This is a genomic window from Flavobacterium zhairuonense (genome assembly GCF_004352915.1).
GTDB lineage: Bacteria > Bacteroidota > Bacteroidia > Flavobacteriales > Flavobacteriaceae > Flavobacterium > Flavobacterium zhairuonense.
Window position 1 is genome coordinate 204,300 of record NZ_SJSY01000071.1, and the last position, 19,835, is coordinate 224,134.

General features: G+C 33.8%; 20 protein-coding genes and 2 tRNA genes. 13 read left to right on the plus strand and 9 right to left on the minus strand.

Annotated features, from left to right (window positions below):
* Window positions 1-325 precede the first annotated feature (325 nt).
* The 3 genes from EYY60_RS09905 to EYY60_RS09915 all read right to left on the minus strand — a co-directional run bounded on the left by EYY60_RS09905 (window position 326) and on the right by EYY60_RS09915 (window position 3,739).
* Window positions 326-1,285, minus strand: a complete 960-nt coding sequence (locus EYY60_RS09905; RefSeq protein ID WP_132989188.1) for a quinone oxidoreductase family protein — start codon at window positions 1,283-1,285, stop codon at window positions 326-328.
* A gap of 138 nt (window positions 1,286-1,423) precedes the next feature.
* Complete coding sequence (locus tag EYY60_RS09910; RefSeq protein WP_132989189.1) at window positions 1,424-1,801, minus strand: cupin domain-containing protein; 378 nt, start codon at window positions 1,799-1,801, stop codon at window positions 1,424-1,426.
* A 534-nt stretch (window positions 1,802-2,335) separates the two neighbouring features.
* Entirely contained in the window at window positions 2,336-3,739 is a 1,404-nt protein-coding gene (locus tag EYY60_RS09915) for an aminopeptidase P N-terminal domain-containing protein (protein WP_132989190.1), read from the minus strand.
* Window positions 3,740-3,990: 251 nt separating this feature from the next.
* On the opposite strand from EYY60_RS09915, the gene EYY60_RS09920 reads away from it, so the two are divergent.
* Window positions 3,991-4,428 carry an META domain-containing protein gene (locus EYY60_RS09920; RefSeq protein WP_132989191.1) on the plus strand — a complete coding sequence of 146 codons (438 nt, stop codon included), beginning with the start codon at window positions 3,991-3,993 and terminating at the stop codon, window positions 4,426-4,428.
* Window positions 4,429-4,505: 77 nt separating this feature from the next.
* Here EYY60_RS09920 and msrA read toward each other — a convergent pair whose 3' ends face one another.
* Together msrA and msrB are read right to left on the minus strand one after the other, a co-directional pair.
* Complete coding sequence (gene msrA / locus EYY60_RS09925) at window positions 4,506-5,117, minus strand: peptide-methionine (S)-S-oxide reductase MsrA (RefSeq protein WP_132989192.1); 612 nt, start codon at window positions 5,115-5,117, stop codon at window positions 4,506-4,508.
* 8 nt (window positions 5,118-5,125) lie between these two features.
* Window positions 5,126-5,680, minus strand: a complete 555-nt coding sequence (msrB, locus tag EYY60_RS09930; RefSeq protein WP_132989193.1) for a peptide-methionine (R)-S-oxide reductase MsrB — start codon at window positions 5,678-5,680, stop codon at window positions 5,126-5,128.
* A 294-nt stretch (window positions 5,681-5,974) separates the two neighbouring features.
* On the opposite strand from msrB, the gene idi reads away from it, so the two are divergent.
* The 8 genes from idi to EYY60_RS09970 all read left to right on the plus strand — a co-directional run bounded on the left by idi (window position 5,975) and on the right by EYY60_RS09970 (window position 9,747).
* Entirely contained in the window at window positions 5,975-6,502 is a 528-nt protein-coding gene (gene idi / locus EYY60_RS09935; protein ID WP_132989194.1) for an isopentenyl-diphosphate Delta-isomerase, read from the plus strand.
* Window positions 6,503-6,524: 22 nt separating this feature from the next.
* Complete coding sequence (locus EYY60_RS09940; protein ID WP_132989195.1) at window positions 6,525-6,935, plus strand: 6-carboxytetrahydropterin synthase; 411 nt, start codon at window positions 6,525-6,527, stop codon at window positions 6,933-6,935.
* Between the two features lie 3 nt (window positions 6,936-6,938).
* On the plus strand, window positions 6,939-7,397 hold the full coding sequence (locus tag EYY60_RS09945; protein WP_132989196.1) for a peroxiredoxin: 459 nt from the start codon (window positions 6,939-6,941) through the stop codon (window positions 7,395-7,397).
* A 63-nt stretch (window positions 7,398-7,460) separates the two neighbouring features.
* Window positions 7,461-8,429 (plus strand): type I phosphomannose isomerase catalytic subunit, encoded by a 969-nt coding sequence (locus EYY60_RS09950; protein ID WP_132989197.1) that lies wholly within the window; start codon window positions 7,461-7,463, stop codon window positions 8,427-8,429.
* Between the two features lie 57 nt (window positions 8,430-8,486).
* On the plus strand, window positions 8,487-8,753 hold the full coding sequence (locus EYY60_RS09955) for a hypothetical protein (protein ID WP_012022371.1): 267 nt from the start codon (window positions 8,487-8,489) through the stop codon (window positions 8,751-8,753).
* Window positions 8,754-8,829: 76 nt separating this feature from the next.
* Window positions 8,830-8,903, plus strand: a tRNA-Thr gene (locus tag EYY60_RS09960).
* 108 nt (window positions 8,904-9,011) lie between these two features.
* Window positions 9,012-9,085: transfer RNA gene (locus tag EYY60_RS09965), tRNA-Thr, on the plus strand.
* Window positions 9,086-9,291: 206 nt separating this feature from the next.
* On the plus strand, window positions 9,292-9,747 hold the full coding sequence (locus EYY60_RS09970) for a hypothetical protein (RefSeq protein ID WP_132989198.1): 456 nt from the start codon (window positions 9,292-9,294) through the stop codon (window positions 9,745-9,747).
* 69 nt (window positions 9,748-9,816) lie between these two features.
* On the opposite strand, the gene EYY60_RS09975 is transcribed toward EYY60_RS09970, so the two are convergent.
* The 3 genes from EYY60_RS09975 to htpG form a co-directional block, all read right to left on the minus strand.
* Window positions 9,817-10,539 carry a DUF4369 domain-containing protein gene (locus EYY60_RS09975; RefSeq protein WP_132989199.1) on the minus strand — a complete coding sequence of 241 codons (723 nt, stop codon included), beginning with the start codon at window positions 10,537-10,539 and terminating at the stop codon, window positions 9,817-9,819.
* Window positions 10,540-10,670: 131 nt separating this feature from the next.
* Window positions 10,671-11,477 carry a hypothetical protein gene (locus EYY60_RS09980; RefSeq protein ID WP_132989200.1) on the minus strand — a complete coding sequence of 269 codons (807 nt, stop codon included), beginning with the start codon at window positions 11,475-11,477 and terminating at the stop codon, window positions 10,671-10,673.
* A 123-nt stretch (window positions 11,478-11,600) separates the two neighbouring features.
* A complete protein-coding gene (htpG, locus tag EYY60_RS09985; protein ID WP_132989201.1) occupies window positions 11,601-13,484 on the minus strand; it encodes a molecular chaperone HtpG in 1,884 nt (627 codons plus the stop codon).
* A 202-nt stretch (window positions 13,485-13,686) separates the two neighbouring features.
* Between htpG and EYY60_RS09990 the strand changes: the two genes are divergently transcribed.
* From EYY60_RS09990 to EYY60_RS10000, 3 genes are all read left to right on the plus strand, one after another.
* On the plus strand, window positions 13,687-14,196 hold the full coding sequence (locus tag EYY60_RS09990) for a lipocalin family protein (protein ID WP_132989202.1): 510 nt from the start codon (window positions 13,687-13,689) through the stop codon (window positions 14,194-14,196).
* A 19-nt stretch (window positions 14,197-14,215) separates the two neighbouring features.
* A complete protein-coding gene (locus EYY60_RS09995) occupies window positions 14,216-14,911 on the plus strand; it encodes an OmpA family protein (protein ID WP_132989203.1) in 696 nt (231 codons plus the stop codon).
* Window positions 14,912-15,017: 106 nt separating this feature from the next.
* Window positions 15,018-15,968, plus strand: coding sequence for an ABC transporter ATP-binding protein (locus EYY60_RS10000; RefSeq protein WP_132989204.1), 951 nt, complete (start codon window positions 15,018-15,020; stop codon window positions 15,966-15,968).
* A gap of 125 nt (window positions 15,969-16,093) precedes the next feature.
* Here the strand turns inward: EYY60_RS10000 and EYY60_RS10005 are convergent, their stop codons facing one another.
* Window positions 16,094-18,505 (minus strand): S9 family peptidase, encoded by a 2,412-nt coding sequence (locus tag EYY60_RS10005; protein WP_132989205.1) that lies wholly within the window; start codon window positions 18,503-18,505, stop codon window positions 16,094-16,096.
* A gap of 262 nt (window positions 18,506-18,767) precedes the next feature.
* Between EYY60_RS10005 and EYY60_RS10010 the strand changes: the two genes are divergently transcribed.
* A complete protein-coding gene (locus tag EYY60_RS10010) occupies window positions 18,768-19,775 on the plus strand; it encodes a 3-oxoacyl-ACP synthase III family protein (RefSeq protein ID WP_115889760.1) in 1,008 nt (335 codons plus the stop codon).
* Window positions 19,776-19,835 lie beyond the last annotated feature (60 nt).

The window sequence follows — 19,835 nt, forward strand, 5'->3', positions numbered from 1 at the left end:
TTGGCATTTTGACATATAGTCCCTACGGGACAGAATTTAAATGTGTAATTTATTTTTTCTACCAATATTAAATCTCTATTATTTAAGGATGTTTTTTTTGGATTAAATTCCGGTAGGAATTAAATGTTGGTAGCAAAAAGATATTTAGAAAAGTTGAGAATGTCCCGTAGGGACTATATATTGCGAGCAAAGTGTTTTTCGCGTGAGGGATAGAGCTAAGCTACCGAAGTAGCAGCGAAAGCCCGACACCAATAAAAAAAGGAGCCGACTAAGCGTTTTGCATAGTTGGCTCCTTTTTTTATTGGTGGCACGCCCAGATTATTAATTACGGAATTAAAATTATTTTTCCAGTACTTTTTCTGCTTTCCAGAAAATCATGCGCCAGCTTTCCTTCAGATAATTTGAAAGATGTTGGTTCAGAAAGTTTGATTTTTCCTTCGGCAATCCAGCTGAATAATTGTGTTGCGCGTTTGATGCGTTCTTCTTTAGAATTTAAATAGCTCCACAAATCGCCTCCGGTTAAGGTTTTTGAACCGTCCATAAGCATCCTTGGATCTACAGGCGCAGGATCTCCTCCGGCCATTCCAAAGAAAACTACTTGTCCACATTCTTTTGTGACTTCGAAACTTTCTGCTAAAGTGCTTCCGATACTGTCGTAAACAACATCGACACCTTTTGAAGAAATTTCGAAAACCTGTGATTTCCAATCGTCATTATAAAGTAAAACATGATCAGCACCTTGCTCAAAACCAACTTTTGCTTTTTCTGAAGAAGAGGTTAATCCAATTACATTTGCACCAAAAAGCTTGCTAATTTGAGTCAGAATTTGCCCAACGCCGCCAGCAACAGCATGAATTAATACGGTTTCTCCTTTTGCAGTTTTATGACTGTCGGTTGCTAAATAATGTGCGGTTAGACCTTGCAATAAAACTGAAGCAGCCGTTTCGAAAGAAACTGCTTCGGGCAAAGGCAAAACATGATTTGTGTTTACAGCGACCAACTCTGCATTTGCAAAGGGAACATCGGCGAAAGCTACACGGTCTCCAACTTTATATTCTGGGTGATTATTAGCATCAACAACAATTCCGGCGCCTTCATAACCGGCAATAAAAGGCGGATTTCCTTTTAAATGATAATTTCCTTTTCGTCTGTAAACATCGGCAAAGTTTAATCCGATGGCTTTCATTTCGACTAAAATTTCATCAGATTTTAATTGAGGATTTGGAATTTCGATATATTCTAAAACATCTGAATCTCCGAATTTAGAGAAGGTAAGTGCTTTCATATTTTAAATTTTTAAGTTTACAAAGAACGAAAAATATATTGGCTCCATTTTAAAGATAATCTTTAAAAAAAAAGTAACAACTTGAATTCAGGTTGTTACTTTGAGTTAAATTAAAAAGGTTGGGATATCGGTTATGGTTTATTTTTTAGTTTTTATTTCTGTTACAATCAAATTAACAGTTGTATCTCCTAAATTTTTTGCCATATGTGTAACAGCTGGTATGTACATGGCATCTCCGGCTTTAATATCCATAACAATGGGAGCTTTGCCTTTATCGGTTATTTCAATTTTTCCATCAGCCAATGCATAGATGGTGTGATCAGGATGATGATGCCATGGAATTGTTTCTCCAGGATTAATCTCAACTTGCAATATTCTTACTCTTTCATTCTCAAGAAGTACCTTTTTATATGCATTAGGCGCTACTTTTAATGGGTCTTGTGCATAGATATTCACACTTAATATAAAAAGTAATAGTAGGAACAGAGGCATTAAATTCTTTTTAATTGTTTTCATTTCATTTCTTTTTTATTGGTTAAATTTTCCCAGAATTGTTTATTACGTGTTCTTTTTGAAAACTTTGTCATGGTTGCATTTTGTGAAAAAGACAAAGTTCTCTTGCAGTGCATTTTTTTTAATTAATGCGAAGAGGCAGATTTTTCCTGATTCGAAAAATTACGGTTAGGATATTCAGCTAGAAAAATTGGATTTCATTTCGCAGATGTGGGATCTTCGGATTTGGGTAATGCAGATCTCCACGTCGCTTGTTTGAATCCGTCATTTTTTTTCGGCTTATCTTCACTGGTTTGGGAAATTGAAGTGCGATAAATAGTGTCTATTTTGGGACTACTAATTTACAAAAAAATGAGATGTGGAATGTTCTTAAAATCAAATTATTAGTCTTACTCTTGCCTGTAGTGTATTTGTTTTTAGTTATTTGTATTTGTTTTAATCCGAATATTCGTGAAATTATACAACAACAAAGCCATTGTAAATACTTTTTATTTACAATGGCTTTGTTGTTAGGTTGCTTTTGAAAGCTTTTCGGTTTTATATTTTAGGGAATTTCATTTCATTAAAAGTGCTTTTTTGTTTAGCCATTGCCTCGACATCCTGCCATTTTCTTGGAGATTCGGCTGAAAGATTTTCGTATGAATCTTTTTTCATTAAAATATCATCTTCGATACGAACGCCAATATTCCACCACTTTTTATCGCATTTACTGCCTGCTGGAATATAGATTCCTGGTTCAACAGTAAGAATCATGTTTTCTTTTAAAGTTCCCATGTAATTTCCTTTGTCGTGAACATCCAAGCCAAGAAAATGCGAACATCCGTGAGGATAATAAATTCGTGCATCTTTAGGGTCTGTTATAATTCCTAATTTAATGAGGCCTGCTGCGACTACTTCTCTGGATCTTTTGTTTAAATTCTGAATTGGAGTTCCTTCTTTGCAAAGTTTAAAAACTTCTTCTTGAGCTTCATAAACTATTTGGTAAATGGCTTTTTGTTCTTCAGTAAATTTTCCGTTTGCAGGAACTGTTCTGGTAACGTCTGCCGAATATCCATGATATTCGGAACCAACGTCCATTAATAACAATTGATTTTCCATTTTTGAAGCATTGTTTTCTCCGTAATGTAAAATACAACCATTTGCTCCAACACCAACAATTGGAGGATAGCCTTCATCTTCGGCGCCATAATGTCTGTGAACATACATGTGAATTCCATCTGCTTCATTTTCGCTCATGTCTGGGCCAACAGCTTTCATAACTTCATTGTGCGCAATGCATGAAAGTTTTACGGTTTTGCGCATTAAATCAAGTTCTTCGGGAGTTTTTATTTCGCGAAGAGAATTGGTAATGTTGGTAAATAAATCTGTAGAAGATTCGTTTTCTTGCGTAATTGAAGCTTTGGATTTAAAAATCTGAATTAATCCAAAAAGATCGAATCCGCTTTTGTCGTTGGTTAGATCTGTTGGGATTTTATCGTAAATTATCTTGTCAAATTTTTGAAAATCAATTTTAAAAGCATTAAAATCTTTTCCGTTGTAAGCGGTTGAAAATCCTAGTTTCGATTTAGCGCCTTCAACACCTAAACGTCTTCCTGTCCACATTTCACGATTAGCGTTTCTTTCTCTCACAAAAAGGATTTCATTGTATTTTTCATCTCCCTGTGGTTCTTTAAAAATCAATAAAACACCATCAGCTTCTTTGTAGCCTGATAAATAATACATATCTGGGTTTGCGTGATAATTGTAATTAACGTCTTTTGAGAAAACTCTTTCCGGATATGAGAAAATTACAGCGACAGAATTGGCAGGCATCAAAGCTCTGAAGGCTTCACGACGACCTTTGTGAAATTCTTTTGAAAGATAATCTGTTGGGAGGTTTTCTTGCGCCTGAATTTGTGAGAAGGAAAACAAAACGGCAAAGAAAAATAGTAATTGCTTCATTTTTTTGGCTTTTTATTGATGATTTTTGGTTTTTTGATTAGTGCAAATTACAAAAAAAATAGAATCACAAATTGTAATTTAAATGTTTGATTAATATTATTTTAAGCAAAATGATGTAACTTAGAGATCAGAAAATTTCGATTTGCAGTGAAATTTAAGCTTAAAAAGGCATGAATCTTGAGAATGGAACGTTTATAACAGAATTTTAATCTTCAAAAAACAAATTTTATTAATCTTTAAAAATGCATTTTATGAAAAAATATACGCTTGCTATTGTTTCAGTTTTAACTTTGTTGCTTTATTCGTGTATGGCATCGAAAGGCGCTAATAATGGAGGAGATCTTTTTGGCTCAACTTGGGAATTGGAATATATTTCTGGACCGAGAATTGCTTTTGAAGGTTTGTATCCAAATAAAAAACCTGAAATTACTTTTGATCAAAAAGAGACAAAAGTTTTTGGAAATAATGGATGCAACGGATATAGTGCGCCTTATACATTAAAAGGGAATTCTTTGACTTTTGGGGAGCCAGGACCATCTACATTAATGTTTTGTGATGGAGGAGGAGAACAGCAATTTTTGCAACAAATGAAAAAAATCACAAGCTATTCTATTGATAAAGATGGGAAATTGATTTTGAATGAAGGCGATGTAGCAATGATGCGATTCAAAAAAGTAGCTAAAAAATAATTTAAGCTTTTTGAACTTTGTCAAAGTTGAAGCTAAAAAGAAAAGGGGAAATGAATCAATTCATTTCCCCTTTTCTTTTATGATTTCTTTTTTAGTTTGTCTTTAAAGACTTTCTCGAATTTTTCTATTTTCGGCTGAATGACCATTTTGCAATACGGCTGATTTTTATTGTTGGCATAATAATTTTGATGATAATCTTCGGCTTTGTAAAAAACTTTGAAAGGTTCAACTTTAGTTACAATCGGATTATTATAAACTTTTGCTTTGTTAAGTTCGGCAATAATACTTTGTGCGGCCTTTTTTTGTTCTTCGTTTTTATAAAAAATCACAGAACGGTATTGTGTTCCAACATCTGCGCCTTGACGATTTAAAGTTGTAGGATCGTGAACTGTAAAAAAGACTTTGAAGATTTCATTAATATCAGTTACGTTTTTATCGTATGTAATTTGAACAACTTCGGCATGACCGGTTTCTCCGGTGCAAACTTCTTCGTAAGTAGGATTAGGGACATTTCCTCCAGAAAATCCAGAAACCACAGATTTTACTCCGTCTAAATTTTCATAAACTGCTTCAACACACCAGTAACATCCGCCACCGAGCGTAATAGTTTCAAGATTTGAAGGTTTTTTGTTTTGAGAAAATCCGTTCAATGACAAAACAGACAAGCAAATTAAGAATATATTTTTCATAGCATAAATTATTTAGAATCGGGAATAAAATCTAAAGCAATTGAGTTCATGCAATAACGTTTTCCAGTTGGTTCTGGGCCGTCGTCAAATAAATGCCCTAAATGTCCACCGCAACGCCCGCAAAGCGCCTCGATTCGGTCCATTCCATATGAATCATCATTTTTGAAAATTATGCTGGTTTTATTTTCTTGTTCAAAAAAACTTGGCCAACCACAACTGCTTGAAAATTTAGCGGTCGATCTAAAAAGTTTGTTGCCACAAGAAGCGCAATAATAGGTTCCTTTTTCATCAGTATTCCAATATTTTCCTGTAAAAGGTCTTTCGGTATCCGCTTTACGCATTACTGCAAAAACATCTTCTGGAAGAACCTTTTTCCATTCGGCATCGCTTACGTTTAATTTGGTTGTATCAGTATTCGAATAATATGGGTTTCCAGGTTTGCTGATTTTGTTTTCCATAGCAACGGTTTTAGCAGGCTGTTTTTTTGTGTTTTGACCGCAGGCTTGTAGAATAAAAAGCGGTAGTAAAAAACAAAGACTTAAAATTAGATTTTTAGATTTCATAAATTTTTTGGTGCTTTAATCTGTATTTCAAAGATACGTCGAGATTTAGCTTCAAATTACAGCTGGAGTTATTATTGAGATTTTTTTAAGTGTGTTTTAACTTTTTATTAGTTACGTAAAATAATGCAATGTAGTTTTTATGTCTTAATTTTAACAGCTTTTAATTTTTAATATAAAATATAATGCTGTAAATCAATAAAATAGAAAATGGGTTTTGAGCTTAGATTTTAACTAACTTAATTAGCATTTTTAAGCCATTTCTTTTTTCGTATTTTTGTTTGCTTAAGAAGCCTTATGACAGAAGAAAACGTAATATTAGTTAATCAAAACGATGAACAAATTGGCTTAATGCCAAAATTAGAAGCACATGAAAAAGCGCTTTTGCACCGTGCCTTTTCAGTTTTTATTTTAAATAGTAAAAACGAAATAATGTTGCAGCAACGTGCTCATCATAAATACCATTCGCCTTTGCTTTGGACAAACACTTGTTGCAGTCATCAAAGAGAAGGAGAAACCAACATTGAAGCGGGAAGCCGAAGATTATTTGAAGAAATGGGATTTAAAGCCGAATTGAAAGAGCTTTTTCATTTTATTTATAAAGCGCCTTTTGACAATGGTTTAACGGAGCACGAACTTGACCATGTTATGATTGGTTATTATAATGATGAACCAAACATAAATCTAGATGAGGTCGAAGCTTGGAAATGGATGAGCATTGAAGATGTAAAAAAGGATATTGAAAAACAACCCGAAATTTATACCGTATGGTTTAAGATAATTTTTGATGAATTTGATCATTATTTGGAAGACCATAAATTATAACCAAAGCAACCAAAAAACCTAAATGAGAGTAACCATATCAAGAAAAGCACATTTTAATGCTGCGCATCGATTACACAGGAAAGATTGGACAGACGAAAAAAACAATGCTGTTTTTGGAAAATGTAATAATCCCAACTTTCATGGTCACAATTATGGTTTGACGGTTAGTGTTACAGGAAAAATTGACCCGGAAACTGGTTTTGTTTTAGATGTGAAAGTATTAGCGGATATCATACTTGAAGAAGTGGAGATTCCGTTTGATCACAAAAACCTAAATCTGGATGTTCCAGAATTTCAGGATTTGAATCCAACAGCCGAAAATATTGCTGTTGTGATATGGAATAAAATTAAAAAAAGAATTCAGCCCGATTTTGATCTAGAAATCGTGCTTTATGAAACAGACCGCAATTTTGTAACTTATAAAGGAGAATAATAAATGTCATTAAAAATAGGAGATATAGTTCCGAATTTTACTGCAAAAGATAGTCATGGGGAACTTTTTGAAAGCAAAAGCTTTTTAGGGATAAAGCCACTCGTAATTTATTTTTATCCGAAAGATAACACGCCGGGTTGTACTACCGAAGCCTGTAGTTTTCGCGATCAATATGAAGATTTTAAAGATTTAGGCGCTGAAGTTATTGGTATCAGCAGTGATAGTGTCAAATCACATCACAAATTTGCCAATAAGCACAAGCTGCCTTTTATTTTGTTGTCAGATCAAGATAAAAGATTGAGGCAATTGTTTGGGGTGCGAAATAACCTTTTTGGACTTTTGCCAGGAAGAGTAACTTATATCGTAGATCGCAATGGTGTCGTAATTTTGATTTTTGATAGCATGAATGCGGCAAAACACATTCCGAAAGCATTGGAAACGATTAAAGAATTAGTATTATAAATTAAGGGAATAGTATTATTTCAATATTGAAATAATAAAGATATTAGCTAAAACAAAACAATAATAAACATGCAATTTTATCCATTACAATTTGAGCCTATTTTAAAAGAAAGAATCTGGGGAGGAGAAAAACTTAAAACTTTATTGAATAAACCAATTACTTCTAAAATTACTGGCGAAAGCTGGGAACTTTCTACAGTAGAAGGCGATGTTAGCGTAGTTTCAAATGGCGCTTTAAAAGGAAAATCATTAATGCAGTTAATTGATGAAACTCCAAATGAAATTCTTGGAACAAAGGTTTATGAGCGTTTTGGAAAGCAATTTCCGTTGCTTTTTAAATATCTTGACGCTCGCGAAGATCTTTCAATTCAGGTTCATCCAAATGATAAATTGGCAAAAGAACGTCATAATTCTTTCGGGAAAACGGAAATGTGGTATGTAATGCAAGCCGATGCTGATGCAAGAATTATTGTGGGATTTAAAGAAAACTCAAGCAAAGAGGAATATTTAAAGCATTTGAATGATAATACATTGGTTTCGATTTTAGATGGTGTAAAAGCAAAATCTGGCGATGTTTTCTTTTTAGAAACAGGAACAGTTCATGCGATTGGAGCAGGATTAGTTGTTGCCGAAATTCAACAAACTTCAGATATTACTTATCGTTTGTATGATTTTGATCGTGTAGATGCACAAGGAAATAAAAGAGAATTGCACGTAGATTTAGCGCTTGACGCAATCAATTACAATAAAGTTGATACTCAAAAAAAATACGAAACAAAAGAAAACGTTTCGAATACGGTTGTCGATTGTCCTTATTTTACAACAAATTTAATTCCGTTAGAAAATAAAGTCGAAGTTTCTAAATCCGGAGAAACATTTACAGTATATATGTGTGTTGAAGGAAGTTTTGAAATTGAATTTGATGGTTTTAAACATACATACATAAAAGGAGATACGGTTTTGGTTCCAGCTGCGATAAATGCATTTGTCTTGAGCGGAAAAGCTTCAATTTTAGAAATTTACATTTCATAGCGCTTAATATAAAGAATATGTGTATTTTTGCAGACGCAAATTAAAATTATAATAAAAATGGCAAACGTTAAAAATTTAAAGAAAGACATCAATTTCGTATTAGGAGATATTATTGAGGCAGTTTACTTGTTTGAGATGTCTACAACAGGAAATCCAACTCCAGAAACGAATGCTTTAATCGATGAAGCTATCGCTGCATTCGATACTTTGATTACAAAAGTGAACGCTAAGAACGTTGAAAATAAAAAAGCACACTTCAAACAAATCAATGTTGAATTAGAACAAACTGCTAATCAATTGATTGAAAAAATCAACGCATTATAAGCAAAAAAAAGTGTAAAAAAGTGCAAATTTATTTTGGGAAATTGAAAAACCGCTTTATATTTGCACCCGTAATGAGGCCGATGTAGCTCAGCTGGCTAGAGCAGCTGATTTGTAATCAGCAGGTCGTGGGTTCGAGTCCCTCTATCGGCTCAACGGAAACCATCACAGAAATGTGGTGGTTTTTTTAATTATAGAGAGAGGTGTGAAATTTTTTTTGGAATATTAAAAAACATTTATATCTTTGCACTCGCAAAATAGGCCGATGTAGCTCAGCTGGCTAGAGCAGCTGATTTGTAATCAGCAGGTCGTGGGTTCGAGTCCCTCTATCGGCTCAAAAACCATCACAGAAATGTGGTGGTTTTTTTTTGCTCAAAATTGAAAGGTTAAGTTTTGATGTTTCAAGTTTCAGGTTCAAGTTGGAATTTGGATTTTTTTTGGAATTTAAATCTTGAATTTATTTAATTTTAGAATGTGTCTTTTTGGTTTTTTTAAACAATAAATTTCTTATGTTTGTTTTTTAACCAAAAACATACTAATAATGGAAGAAACTTCAGTGTTTGAAAATTTCGAGATGCAGCTCGATCAATCTGCAAAAGATTTTTTAAAAGAAACCGCAAAGTGGGCTTACTTTTTGTCTATTCTTGGATTTATAGGTGTTGGGCTTTTTGTTGTTTTTGCGATTTTCGCAGGAGCGATTTTTGCGTCTCTTGGTAACACAATGGGAGCAGGCCTTTTCGCAGGTTCTCTAGGAGCATTTATGAGTTTTGTTTATTTAGCTTTTGCTGCTCTTTATTTCTTCCCGGTGTATTATTTGTTCAGATTTGGTTCTAACGCAAAAAGAGCATTTAGAGAAAATGATTCTGAAGCATTGACATCTTCTTTAGGGTATTTGAAATCGCATTATAAATTTATCGGTATCTTGATGGTTACCATATTATCGCTTTATGCGCTTATATTTGTGCTTGCAATGCTTGGAGGTATATTAGGAAGGTAATTTCTAGAAATAAGATTTATATAAGCATAAAAAAAAACGTCCTTCTGGACGTTTTTTTTGTTTTGGGTTTTATTGTTTTTGTTCCTGTTTTTTGATGTCAGCAACATATTTGGTTAATTTCTTTCCGTAAAGCGATTGAGCAACTTTTGGAGTCATCGACTTTTGAATTGTATCTAAAAATTTGATGTTGATGTCATAAATCTCTGCTAAAGCAATATAAGGTGCGATTTCGTGATCTTTATTGTTAAGAGCGAAGTTTGTAGCGAATAAGTATTTTCTTTTCGTATTAGAGTCGTCTTTTGCATTAATGCTGTCTACAGCTTTTTGATCATTTCTTTTCATCGCTTTAAATCTTGGCTCAACTAATGCTAAACTTTCGTCATTAAAACGGTTGTTTATTTTTTTATACTCTTCGTATAATTCTTGATTTTTTGATCCCGTGATTTTGGCGCTATAAATAAAGTTGTCTAAGTTGGTGTCGATGTTAATGTTTCCAGGCTCTGCAAAAAATAAAATATTATTGTCCATCGAGTTGCTAACTCCTCTGTCTAAAAACAAATAAAGCATTTCTGGAGATTCTAATTTGATGTCTCTTTCAAAAGCCGAGCTTCCGTCAATTTTAACACTGTCGATTGCCACAAGTGATGTGTCAACAATTCTTTGAATATATAAAGTTCCTTCTTTTAATCCTTTAATGTTTCCTGTAAGGTGTAGGTGGTCAGTAGGTGTTTCTTTTTTGCTGCATGATGCTAGTAGGGCAATTGCGGCAAAGGCAATAATCGATTTTTTCATTGGTTTTTAGATTTTGGTGCAAAATAAAGAAAATAGTTTGAATGTAGTAGGTGTGATTAAAATTTTAATAAAAAATAAATCCCAATCTATTTCTAAATTGGGATTGCTGTATTTTTATAAAAATGAGACTTTTACATTTGCAAATTGTAGCTCACGCCACTCTCGTGTGTGTAAGTGAATTTGCTGTCGCAGTCATTGTTTCCGTAGTCGATAACACCTTTTAGGAATCCGCCTTCGATTTTCAATTTTCCTTTTGAAATGTATTGGCAAGAATATTTTTTTATCAAAGATTCTTGAACTGTCAATGTCAAAGTCGCTCCTTTGTCTGTAGTTACAGTGTGAGTTCCTTCAGTCATTTCGTAAACGTTGTCTTCAAGAACAAATGGAGTGTCAACACCAGCAGTTTGTTTTACGGTATAGGTTCCTGAGTTTGTGTACACTCTGCCTAATAAATCAGTAAATTTTCCATTTGTAACTTTTCTGGTAAATTGTGGTACAGTAGCAACTGTTGTAGTGTTTGTGTATTCAATTGTTCCTTCAAGCTTAATTCCATTAATCGAATAATCAATTCTTTCAATTGTCAATTTGCTTCCTGTAGTAGTTACTGGTCCAGTAAGTGTAAGTTTTAATTTTCCTTTTCTTGTAAGCTGATTGTCGATACAACCCGTAGTTCCGTAATCTACGGTGTACACTTTAGGGTAAGATGTTCCAGAAACCGTAATTGTTGCACAAACAGCACCTGCAGGTTTTGATGTTCCAGAGCTGTTAGTTACAGATAATCCTGTGTTGACGTCCATTTCGTTAGCAGCGTCAATAGAAATTGATGCGCCAACAGCCGTAGTGTCTGTTTGGTTGGCAATGTCATCACCGCCTGAACATGAAATGTAAGTAAGTGCTGTTACACAAACAGTTGTGATTAAAAGGGCAATTTTTTTCATAGTAGTTTTTGTTTAAGATTAGATTTTAAAGGTCTTCAAATGTAACAAAAAAAATGAATTGCAATAAAAAAATCCTGTAAGCAAAACTTACAGGATTTTTGAGGTTATTTTAGGATGAAAATCTTATTTGATCATCTCGAAACTTCTTTTTACAAAAGCAGTCAGGGCTTCACCTTTTAAAAGGTTTTGCGATAATTTAGCTAGGTCTAAAGCTTGTTTTACCAAATGTTCTTGATGTGTCTTGTCTTCGGTGTTCAAAATGCTTGAAGCCAAATCAGAATTTGTATTTACAACCAAATTGTACATTTCTGGCATATTTCCCATTCCGAACATTCCGCCACCACCAGTTTGGCTCATTTCTTTCATTCTTCGCATAAATTCTGGCTGCGTGATAATGAATGGAGCTGCTTGCGAATCCATAGCTTCTAACTGAACGCTATATGCTTTTGGAATATATGCTTCTAAAGAAGTTTTTAAAGCTGCTTTTTCGTCATCAGATAATTTAGAAATTGCATTTTCTTCTTTTTTGATTAAGTTGTCAATGTGATCAGAGTCAACACGAACAAATGTCAAGTTGCTATTGTCGTTTTCAATTTTTTGAATCAAATGCGAAATAATAGGAGAATCTAAAAGCAATACTTCGTAACCTTTTTCTTTTGCTGCCTCAATATATGAGTGTTGAGCATCTTTGTTTCCTGCATAAAGAACAACTAATTTGCCGTCTTTATCAGTTTGGTTTTCTTTTAGTTTTTCTTTTAACTCTTCTAAAGTGAAATAAGTATCATCTACAGTTGGATACAAAACAAATGCTCCAGCTTTTTCGTAGAATTTGTCTTCAGAAAGCATTCCGTACTCCAAAACGATTTTAATGTCGTTCCATTTTGCTTCAAAATCAGCACGGTTTTCGTTGAATAATGATTTTAATTTATCTGCAACTTTACGTGTGATGTAGTTTGAGATTTTCTTAACTGCACCGTCTGCTTGTAAACCAGAACGAGAAACGTTCAATGGAATATCTGGAGAGTCGATTACACCTTTTAACATCGTCAAGAATTCAGGAACAATTCCTTCTACGTTATCTGTAACGTAAACTTGGTTTTGGTACAACTGAATTTTGTCCTTTTGGATCTGCATGTCTGTACCCAACTTTGGGAAATACAAAATACCAGTCAAGTTGAAAGGGTAATCTACATTTAAATGAATATTGAATAATGGCTCTTCAAATTGCATTGGATACAATTCTCTGTAGAAGTTTTTGTAGTCTTCGTCAGATAATTCAGAAGGCTGTTTTGTCCAAGCAGGAGTTGGGTTGTTGATGATGTTGTCAACTTCTATAGTTTCGTTAACATAATCTTCAGGCGCATCTTCAGGTTTTGGAAGAGTTTCTGTTCTTGTTCCAAATTTGATTGGAATAGGCATGAACTTGTTGTATTTGCTCAATAATCCACTGATTTTAGAATCTTCTAAGAATTCTAAAGAATCTTCAGCGATATGCAAAATAATTTCTGTTCCGCGTGAAGTTTTGTCAGCAGGCTCTAAAGTAAATTCTGGGCTTCCGTCACATGTCCAGTGTGCTGCAGGCTCGTCTTTGTATGATTTCGTAATGATTTCAACTTTTTCTGCAACCATAAATGCTGAGTAAAAACCAAGACCAAAGTGTCCGATAATTCCAGAATCTTTAGCAGAATCTTTGTATTTATCCAAGAATTCTTCGGCTCCAGAAAAAGCAACTTGGTTGATGTATTTTTCTACTTCATCGGCAGTCATACCCAAACCTTGATCGATAATATGGATTTTTTTGCCCTCTTTATCGATTTTGATTTCGATGATTGGATTTCCATATTCAACTTTAGCTTCGCCAATGCTGATAAGGTGTTTTAATTTTAAAGTAGCGTCAGTTCCGTTTGAAACCAGCTCGCGCAAAAAGATTTCGTGGTCACTGTATAAGAACTTTTTGATTAAGGGAAAGATGTTTTCTACTGAAACATTAATTTTACCTGTTGTCATATTTTTTTAATTTTTGAGTTTAATGTGATGATTTTCATTTATTCAAATAGAATACCAATTATTTTCTGGGTGACAAAATGTCGGAAGTGTTAATTTTGAAAGAAAATAAATAGATTTTGGAAGAGAAATTATCCTAACGAATCGTATATTTGTGGTATAATAATTGTTAAACGTGTAAGTATTAACTTAAATAATGTACAAAATGAAGAAAATAATTTTCATTTGCATGATCGCCACGATGTTTTTTGCGTGTAAATCAGCTTCGTCTACAACTGCTTCAACTGAAGCGCAAGCGCCAACACTTTCAACTAAACTTGACAAATCAACTCAAGTAGCACTTAAAGGAAATTGGGTATTAACTAATGTGTCGTATCCAGGTTCTGATTATATCAAAGTAAATTCATTTGATCTTGCCGATTCAAAATGTTTTGTAGGCAGTACTTGGAGTTTTATTTCTAATAACAACAAAGGAACAATGGCTTTGAATTCTCCTAGCTGTACAGCATTTAATTCGCCAATCGTTTGGAGTATCAATAATCAGGGAATGTTTATTCTTAAAATTCTTAATGCAGGTGAAAAAGCTAAGAAAGTAAGAGATGGTTATTTGCTTAAAGTTGCGGGAGTAACTGAAAGTTCTTTTCAGTTAATCGACAACATTAATGTTGGTGGTCAGACTAAAGATGTGGTATACCAATTTCAAAGAGCTAATTAATATTAAAAAAATATAGAAAATGAAAAAGATAACTGTTTTAGGTCTAAGCTGTTTAATGGTTGTAGCTAGTTTTTTTACTAGCTGTGAATCTGTGCAAAATGCAAACAATACACAAAAAGGAGCCGGAATTGGTGCAGTTGCTGGTGGGGTAATTGGAGGTATTTTAGGAAATAATTTAGGGCACGGTGGTAATGCTGCCTTAGGAGCTGCTATTGGAGCTGCTGTAGGTGGGGGAACTGGAGCTCTTATTGGAAACAAAATGGATAAGCAAGCTCGTGAAATCGATCAGGCGCTTCCAGGTGCAGATGTTGAAAGAGTTGGTGAAGGAATTCACTTGACTTTGAATGAAAATGCTGTCCGTTTTGATACAAATAAATCAACTTTGACGGCTACTGCAAAAGCAAATTTAGATAAGTTAGTTCCTGTATTTAACGACTACGGAGATACTAATATCGAAATCTTTGGTTATACCGATAATACAGGTAAGCCAGATTACAATTTGACTCTTTCAGGACAAAGAGCAGCTTCTGTTCAAGCTTATTTAGTTTCAAAAGGATTAAAATCTAGCCGCTTCAAAACTTCAGGTTTAGGAATTGCTGATCCAATTGCAACAAATGATACGCCAGAAGGAAGAAGCCAAAACCGTCGTGTAGAGTTTGCTATTACTGCAAATGACAAAATGGTAAATGACGCTAAAGCCGAAGCTGGAAAATAGTTTTAAAAGACAATAAAATTTATTAAAAGCTGTTTCTTAATTGAAGCAGCTTTTTTTTTGACTTTAGAAATTAAACATTGTAAATTTGAACTCTCAAATTCAACTCATGCTCGACATTCAAAATATTTCTTTTTCGTACACCGATAAACCTGTTATAAACAATGTTTCTTTTACTGTAAATAAAGGAGAAAATATCGCTATCATAGGCGAAAGCGGCTGTGGCAAAAGTACATTGCTTAAACTTATCTACGGTTTGTATGATTTAGACGAAGGCAAGATCTTTTATGATGAAAAACCAGTTTTGGGACCAAAATACAATTTGATTCCCGGAATGCCGTATATGAAATATTTAGCTCAAGATTTTGATTTGTCTCCATATGAAACTGTTGCCGAGAATGTTGGGAAGTTCTTGTCGAATGGATTTGCCAATATGAAAAAACTCCGTGTTCAGGAATTATTGGAAATGGTCGAAATGGAAAATTTTGCTAATGTAAAAACGAAATTTTTGAGTGGAGGCCAACAACAAAGAGTCGCTCTAGTGCGAGTTTTGGCACTTGAGCCAGAAGTGATTTTGTTGGATGAGCCTTTCAGCCAGATTGATGCTTTTAGAAAAAATGCTTTACGTCGAAATTTGTTTCGATACTTAAAGCAAAAAGGTATTACCTGTATCATTGCAACTCATGACAGCACAGATGCTTTGTCATTTGCCGATGAAGCAATTGTAATGCGAAATGGTGAATTGATCACTAAAGGCGACCCAACAAAAATTTATGAAGATCCTCAAACTAAATATGTGGCTTCGTTATTTGGTGAAGTTAATGAAGTTTCAACACATTTATTACTGGATTATGAAGATGAAAGTCATAAAACATTAGTTTATCCGCATCAATTTAAAATGGTTGCAGAATCAAAGCTTCCGGTAAAAATCAGAAGGACTTATTTTAGAGGAAATCATTATTTGATTGAAACCGTTTTTAAAAGACAATTGATATTTTTTGAAAGCGAAATTGACTTGCCTCTTGAACAGGAAATATTTCTTGGCTTAAATTATCTTTAATTAGAAAATGTGTCAATTAGGAAATGTGTCAATTTGATAATTAGGAAATTAGATAATTTTTAAAATAAGAAACCCGACAGGTTTTTAAAACCTGTCGGGTTTAATTTTGGAATTAAATTAGGGATTTAATTTTTCAAGTATTTCTCTAAAAACTGATCTTGTTCCCACAGAAGGTGGAAAATATTCTCTTTGGCTACATAACTATGCGCTTCTTTTGGCAGAATTACCATTCTTGCATTGGCACCTAAACCTTTTAATGCTTGGAAATAACGCTCTGTTTGCAAAGTAAAAGTTCCGGGATTATTATCGGCTTCGCCATGAACCAATAAAATTGGAGTTTTCATTTTGTCGGCATTCATAAATGGAGACATGGTATTATAAACTTCAGGAACTTCCCAATAGTTGCGTTGTTCAGTTTGGAATCCAAATGGGGTCAAAGTTCTGTTGTATGCACCACTTCGAGCAATTCCGCATGCAAAAAGATTTGAATGTGTCAATAAATTTGCTGTCATAAACGCACCATAAGAGTGTCCGCCAACTGCTACTTTTTTACGATTGATGTAGCCTAAAGCATCTACAGCGTTGATTGCAGCCTCGGCATTATCAACTAATTGTGTAATAAAATTGTCATTAGGTTCTGTTGTTCCTTCTCCAATAATTGGGAAAGCAGCATCATCTAAAACGGCATATCCTTTTGTGACCCAATAAACAAACGATCCGTAATAAGGAACTGTAAATTCATTTGAGTTTTGAGTCACTTGTCCAGCACTGTTTTTGTCTTTGTATTCTGCAGGATAAGCCCAAATTAATAAAGGCAATTTTTCTTTTTTAACTTTGTCATAACCAGCAGGCAAATATAAAGTTCCTGAAAGTTCAACGCCATCTTTACGTTTGTATTTGATTACTTCTTTGCTAACATCTTTAATGCTTTCGAAAGGATTTTTAAAAGCAGTAATTGGAGTCAGACTATTTTGTTTTTTAATGTTTCTGAAATAATAATTCGGATATTCGCTTTTAGATTGAATCTGAACTAAAACTTTACCTGATTTAAAATCTTCAATTTCCAATAAGTCTTCTTTTTTGTCTTTATATGAAGAAGTGTAGAGACGCTTCGATTTTAAAGTTTTCAAATTGAATTCGTCGATAAAAGGAAATTGGCCGGCTTTTGTAAATCCGTCTCCAATTCTGAAAGCATTATCATTTTCGATTGCTAATACATATTTGTTGTATTCGTTTTTCTTAGTCTCAAATGTTCCAGGATCAGAATAAACATCTTGTGAATTTCTGTCTGTGATTAATTTTGGTTGCTCGCTTGGATTTGAAGGATTGATTAAATACGTTTTTGTATTTCTTGTGTCGTACCATTCATCAGAGATTACAGCAATATTGTCATTCCCCCAAATAACATCGCTAAAACGTTGCGGTGTTTTCGCTAATGAAGTTGGATTGTTTGTAAAAGGTGCTTCCCAAAGAAAAATTTCATCTCTAAATTCTACTTTTTTTGCAGGATCACCTTCGTCTAAAGCTGTTACAAATGCTAATGTTGCTGGTTTGTCGTTTCTCCATGTCATTTCGCGTTTTCCTTTTCTCACCGCCATAAAACCTTTTGGCATAATTTCGCTCAAAGGCACCTCATTTACCGTTTTGATTTCTTTTCCTCTTGAATCATAAACGATTGTTCTCGAAGGAAATCTATACAAAGGCACTACATATGAAAATGGCTTTTGAATTGTAGTAAGCATAATGTAATTTCCATCTGGCGAAATTTTTTCGCCAGCAAACATTGCAGCTTCTTTAAACAATGTCGCATTTCCATTAAGATTTACTTTGTATAATTCAGAAGTAATGATGTTTTCAAAATTTATTTCATCATTTTTGTTTTTCAACATATCTGGATAGGTTCTGTTTTGAGATTTTTCTCCAGAAGTATTTGAGATAATTGGGCCAGTTGGCAAATCTTTTTTAGCATCTAATAAGGCTGGTCTGTTTTTAGGAAGCATTTTCACTAAAATCGTTTCATTGTCTGAAAACCAGCTAAACGGATTTCCAAGATTTGCGTTTACAATAGCGTCAGTGAGTTTTGTAGCACTTGCTGTTGCAACATCAATAACCCAAAGTTCAACTCCTGTTGCAACAGTATTCGAGAATACTATTTTTTTGTCATTTGGCGACCATAAAATATTGCTGATTTTTGGATTGCTTGGCAAACCTGTAATTTGTACTTCATCTTTGCCGTTGATTTTACGTACTTTTAAATTGTTTAAATACGTTACAGAACTTGAAATATTAGTAATTGGATTGATTCTTAGTCCTCCCAAACGTAATTCTTCCTGATTTAAGTCATCTAATGTTTTGTAAGTTGGTCGGTACATTAGCAACATATATTCCTTTTTAGTATCCATTGATACTGTCGGAGCTCGTTCGTAATCGGCTAAATCTAAAATAGATTTGGATGGTTTTTGGTAGGTTAAATTTTCTTGGGCAGAAGCAAAAAAGCCAAAGCTTAGAAATAAGAGCAGCGTAACCTTTAATTTCATAATTTGAATTTTAGGGGTTTGAAAAATGGTATTCGTAATGTTTGACTAAAGTACTTTAATCTTGTTACATTTTAAAGCATAATTTAAAGATTTTTCATTGTTTTTGGCAAAAAGATGATTTTTTTCAAAAGAAATAGTTTTAACGATCTTTAGAATTAAAATATATTAAATTGCTAATAACGAAAAAAATAGTAATTTGGACGCTTATGTTTTAAACTATACGTAAATTTGCAATCCAATTTTTAACAAACAATAAAAGAATATGTATCATTCAAAAATAGCGGGCTTAGGATATTATGTTCCTTCAAATGTTGTAACCAACGATGATTTGTCTAAGATTATGGATACTAACGACGAATGGATCCAGGAAAGAACTGGAATTCAGGAGCGCAGACATATCATTCGTGGAGAAGACACTACAACTTCAATGGGAGTAAAAGCAGCTAAAATTGCAATAGAACGTTCTGGCGTAGCTAAAGAAGATATTGATTTTGTAGTTTTTGCTACATTGAGTCCAGATTACTATTTTCCAGGACCTGGCGTTTTGGTTCAGAGAGATTTGGGATTGAGAACTGTTGGAGCTTTAGATGTTAGAAACCAATGTTCTGGTTTTGTTTATGCAATTTCTGTTGCTGATCAATATATTAAAACCGGAATGTATAAAAATATTTTGGTTATTGGTTCTGAGGTTCACTCTACAGGATTGGATATGACAACACGCGGACGTGGTGTATCGGTGATTTTTGGAGATGGAGCTGGAGCGGCAGTTTTGAGCCGTGAAGAAGATTTGACAAAAGGAATTTTATCAACACATTTACATTCTGAGGGACAACATGCTGAAGAATTAGCGTTGCAAGCACCAGGAATGGGAGCGCGTTGGGTAACGGATATTATTGCGGATAATGATCCAAATGACGAAAGTTATTATCCTTATATGAACGGACAATTTGTGTTTAAAAATGCAGTGGTTCGTTTTGCTGAAGTTATCAACGAAGGTTTAGAGGCAAATGGTCTTCAGGTTTCAGATATCGATATGCTGATTCCTCATCAGGCGAATTTGAGAATTTCGCAGTTCATTCAGAATAAATTCAAATTGTCAGATGATCAGGTTCATAATAATATTCAGAAATACGGTAATACTACTGCAGCATCTATTCCAATTGCTTTGACTGAAGCTTGGGAACAAGGAAAAATAAAATCTGGTGATACTGTGGTTTTAGCTGCTTTTGGAAGCGGATTCACTTGGGCAAGTGCTATTATTAAATGGTAAAATAATCATCTTACATTATATTTTTTGAAACCTGCTTCATTTTTGGAGCAGGTTTTTTTA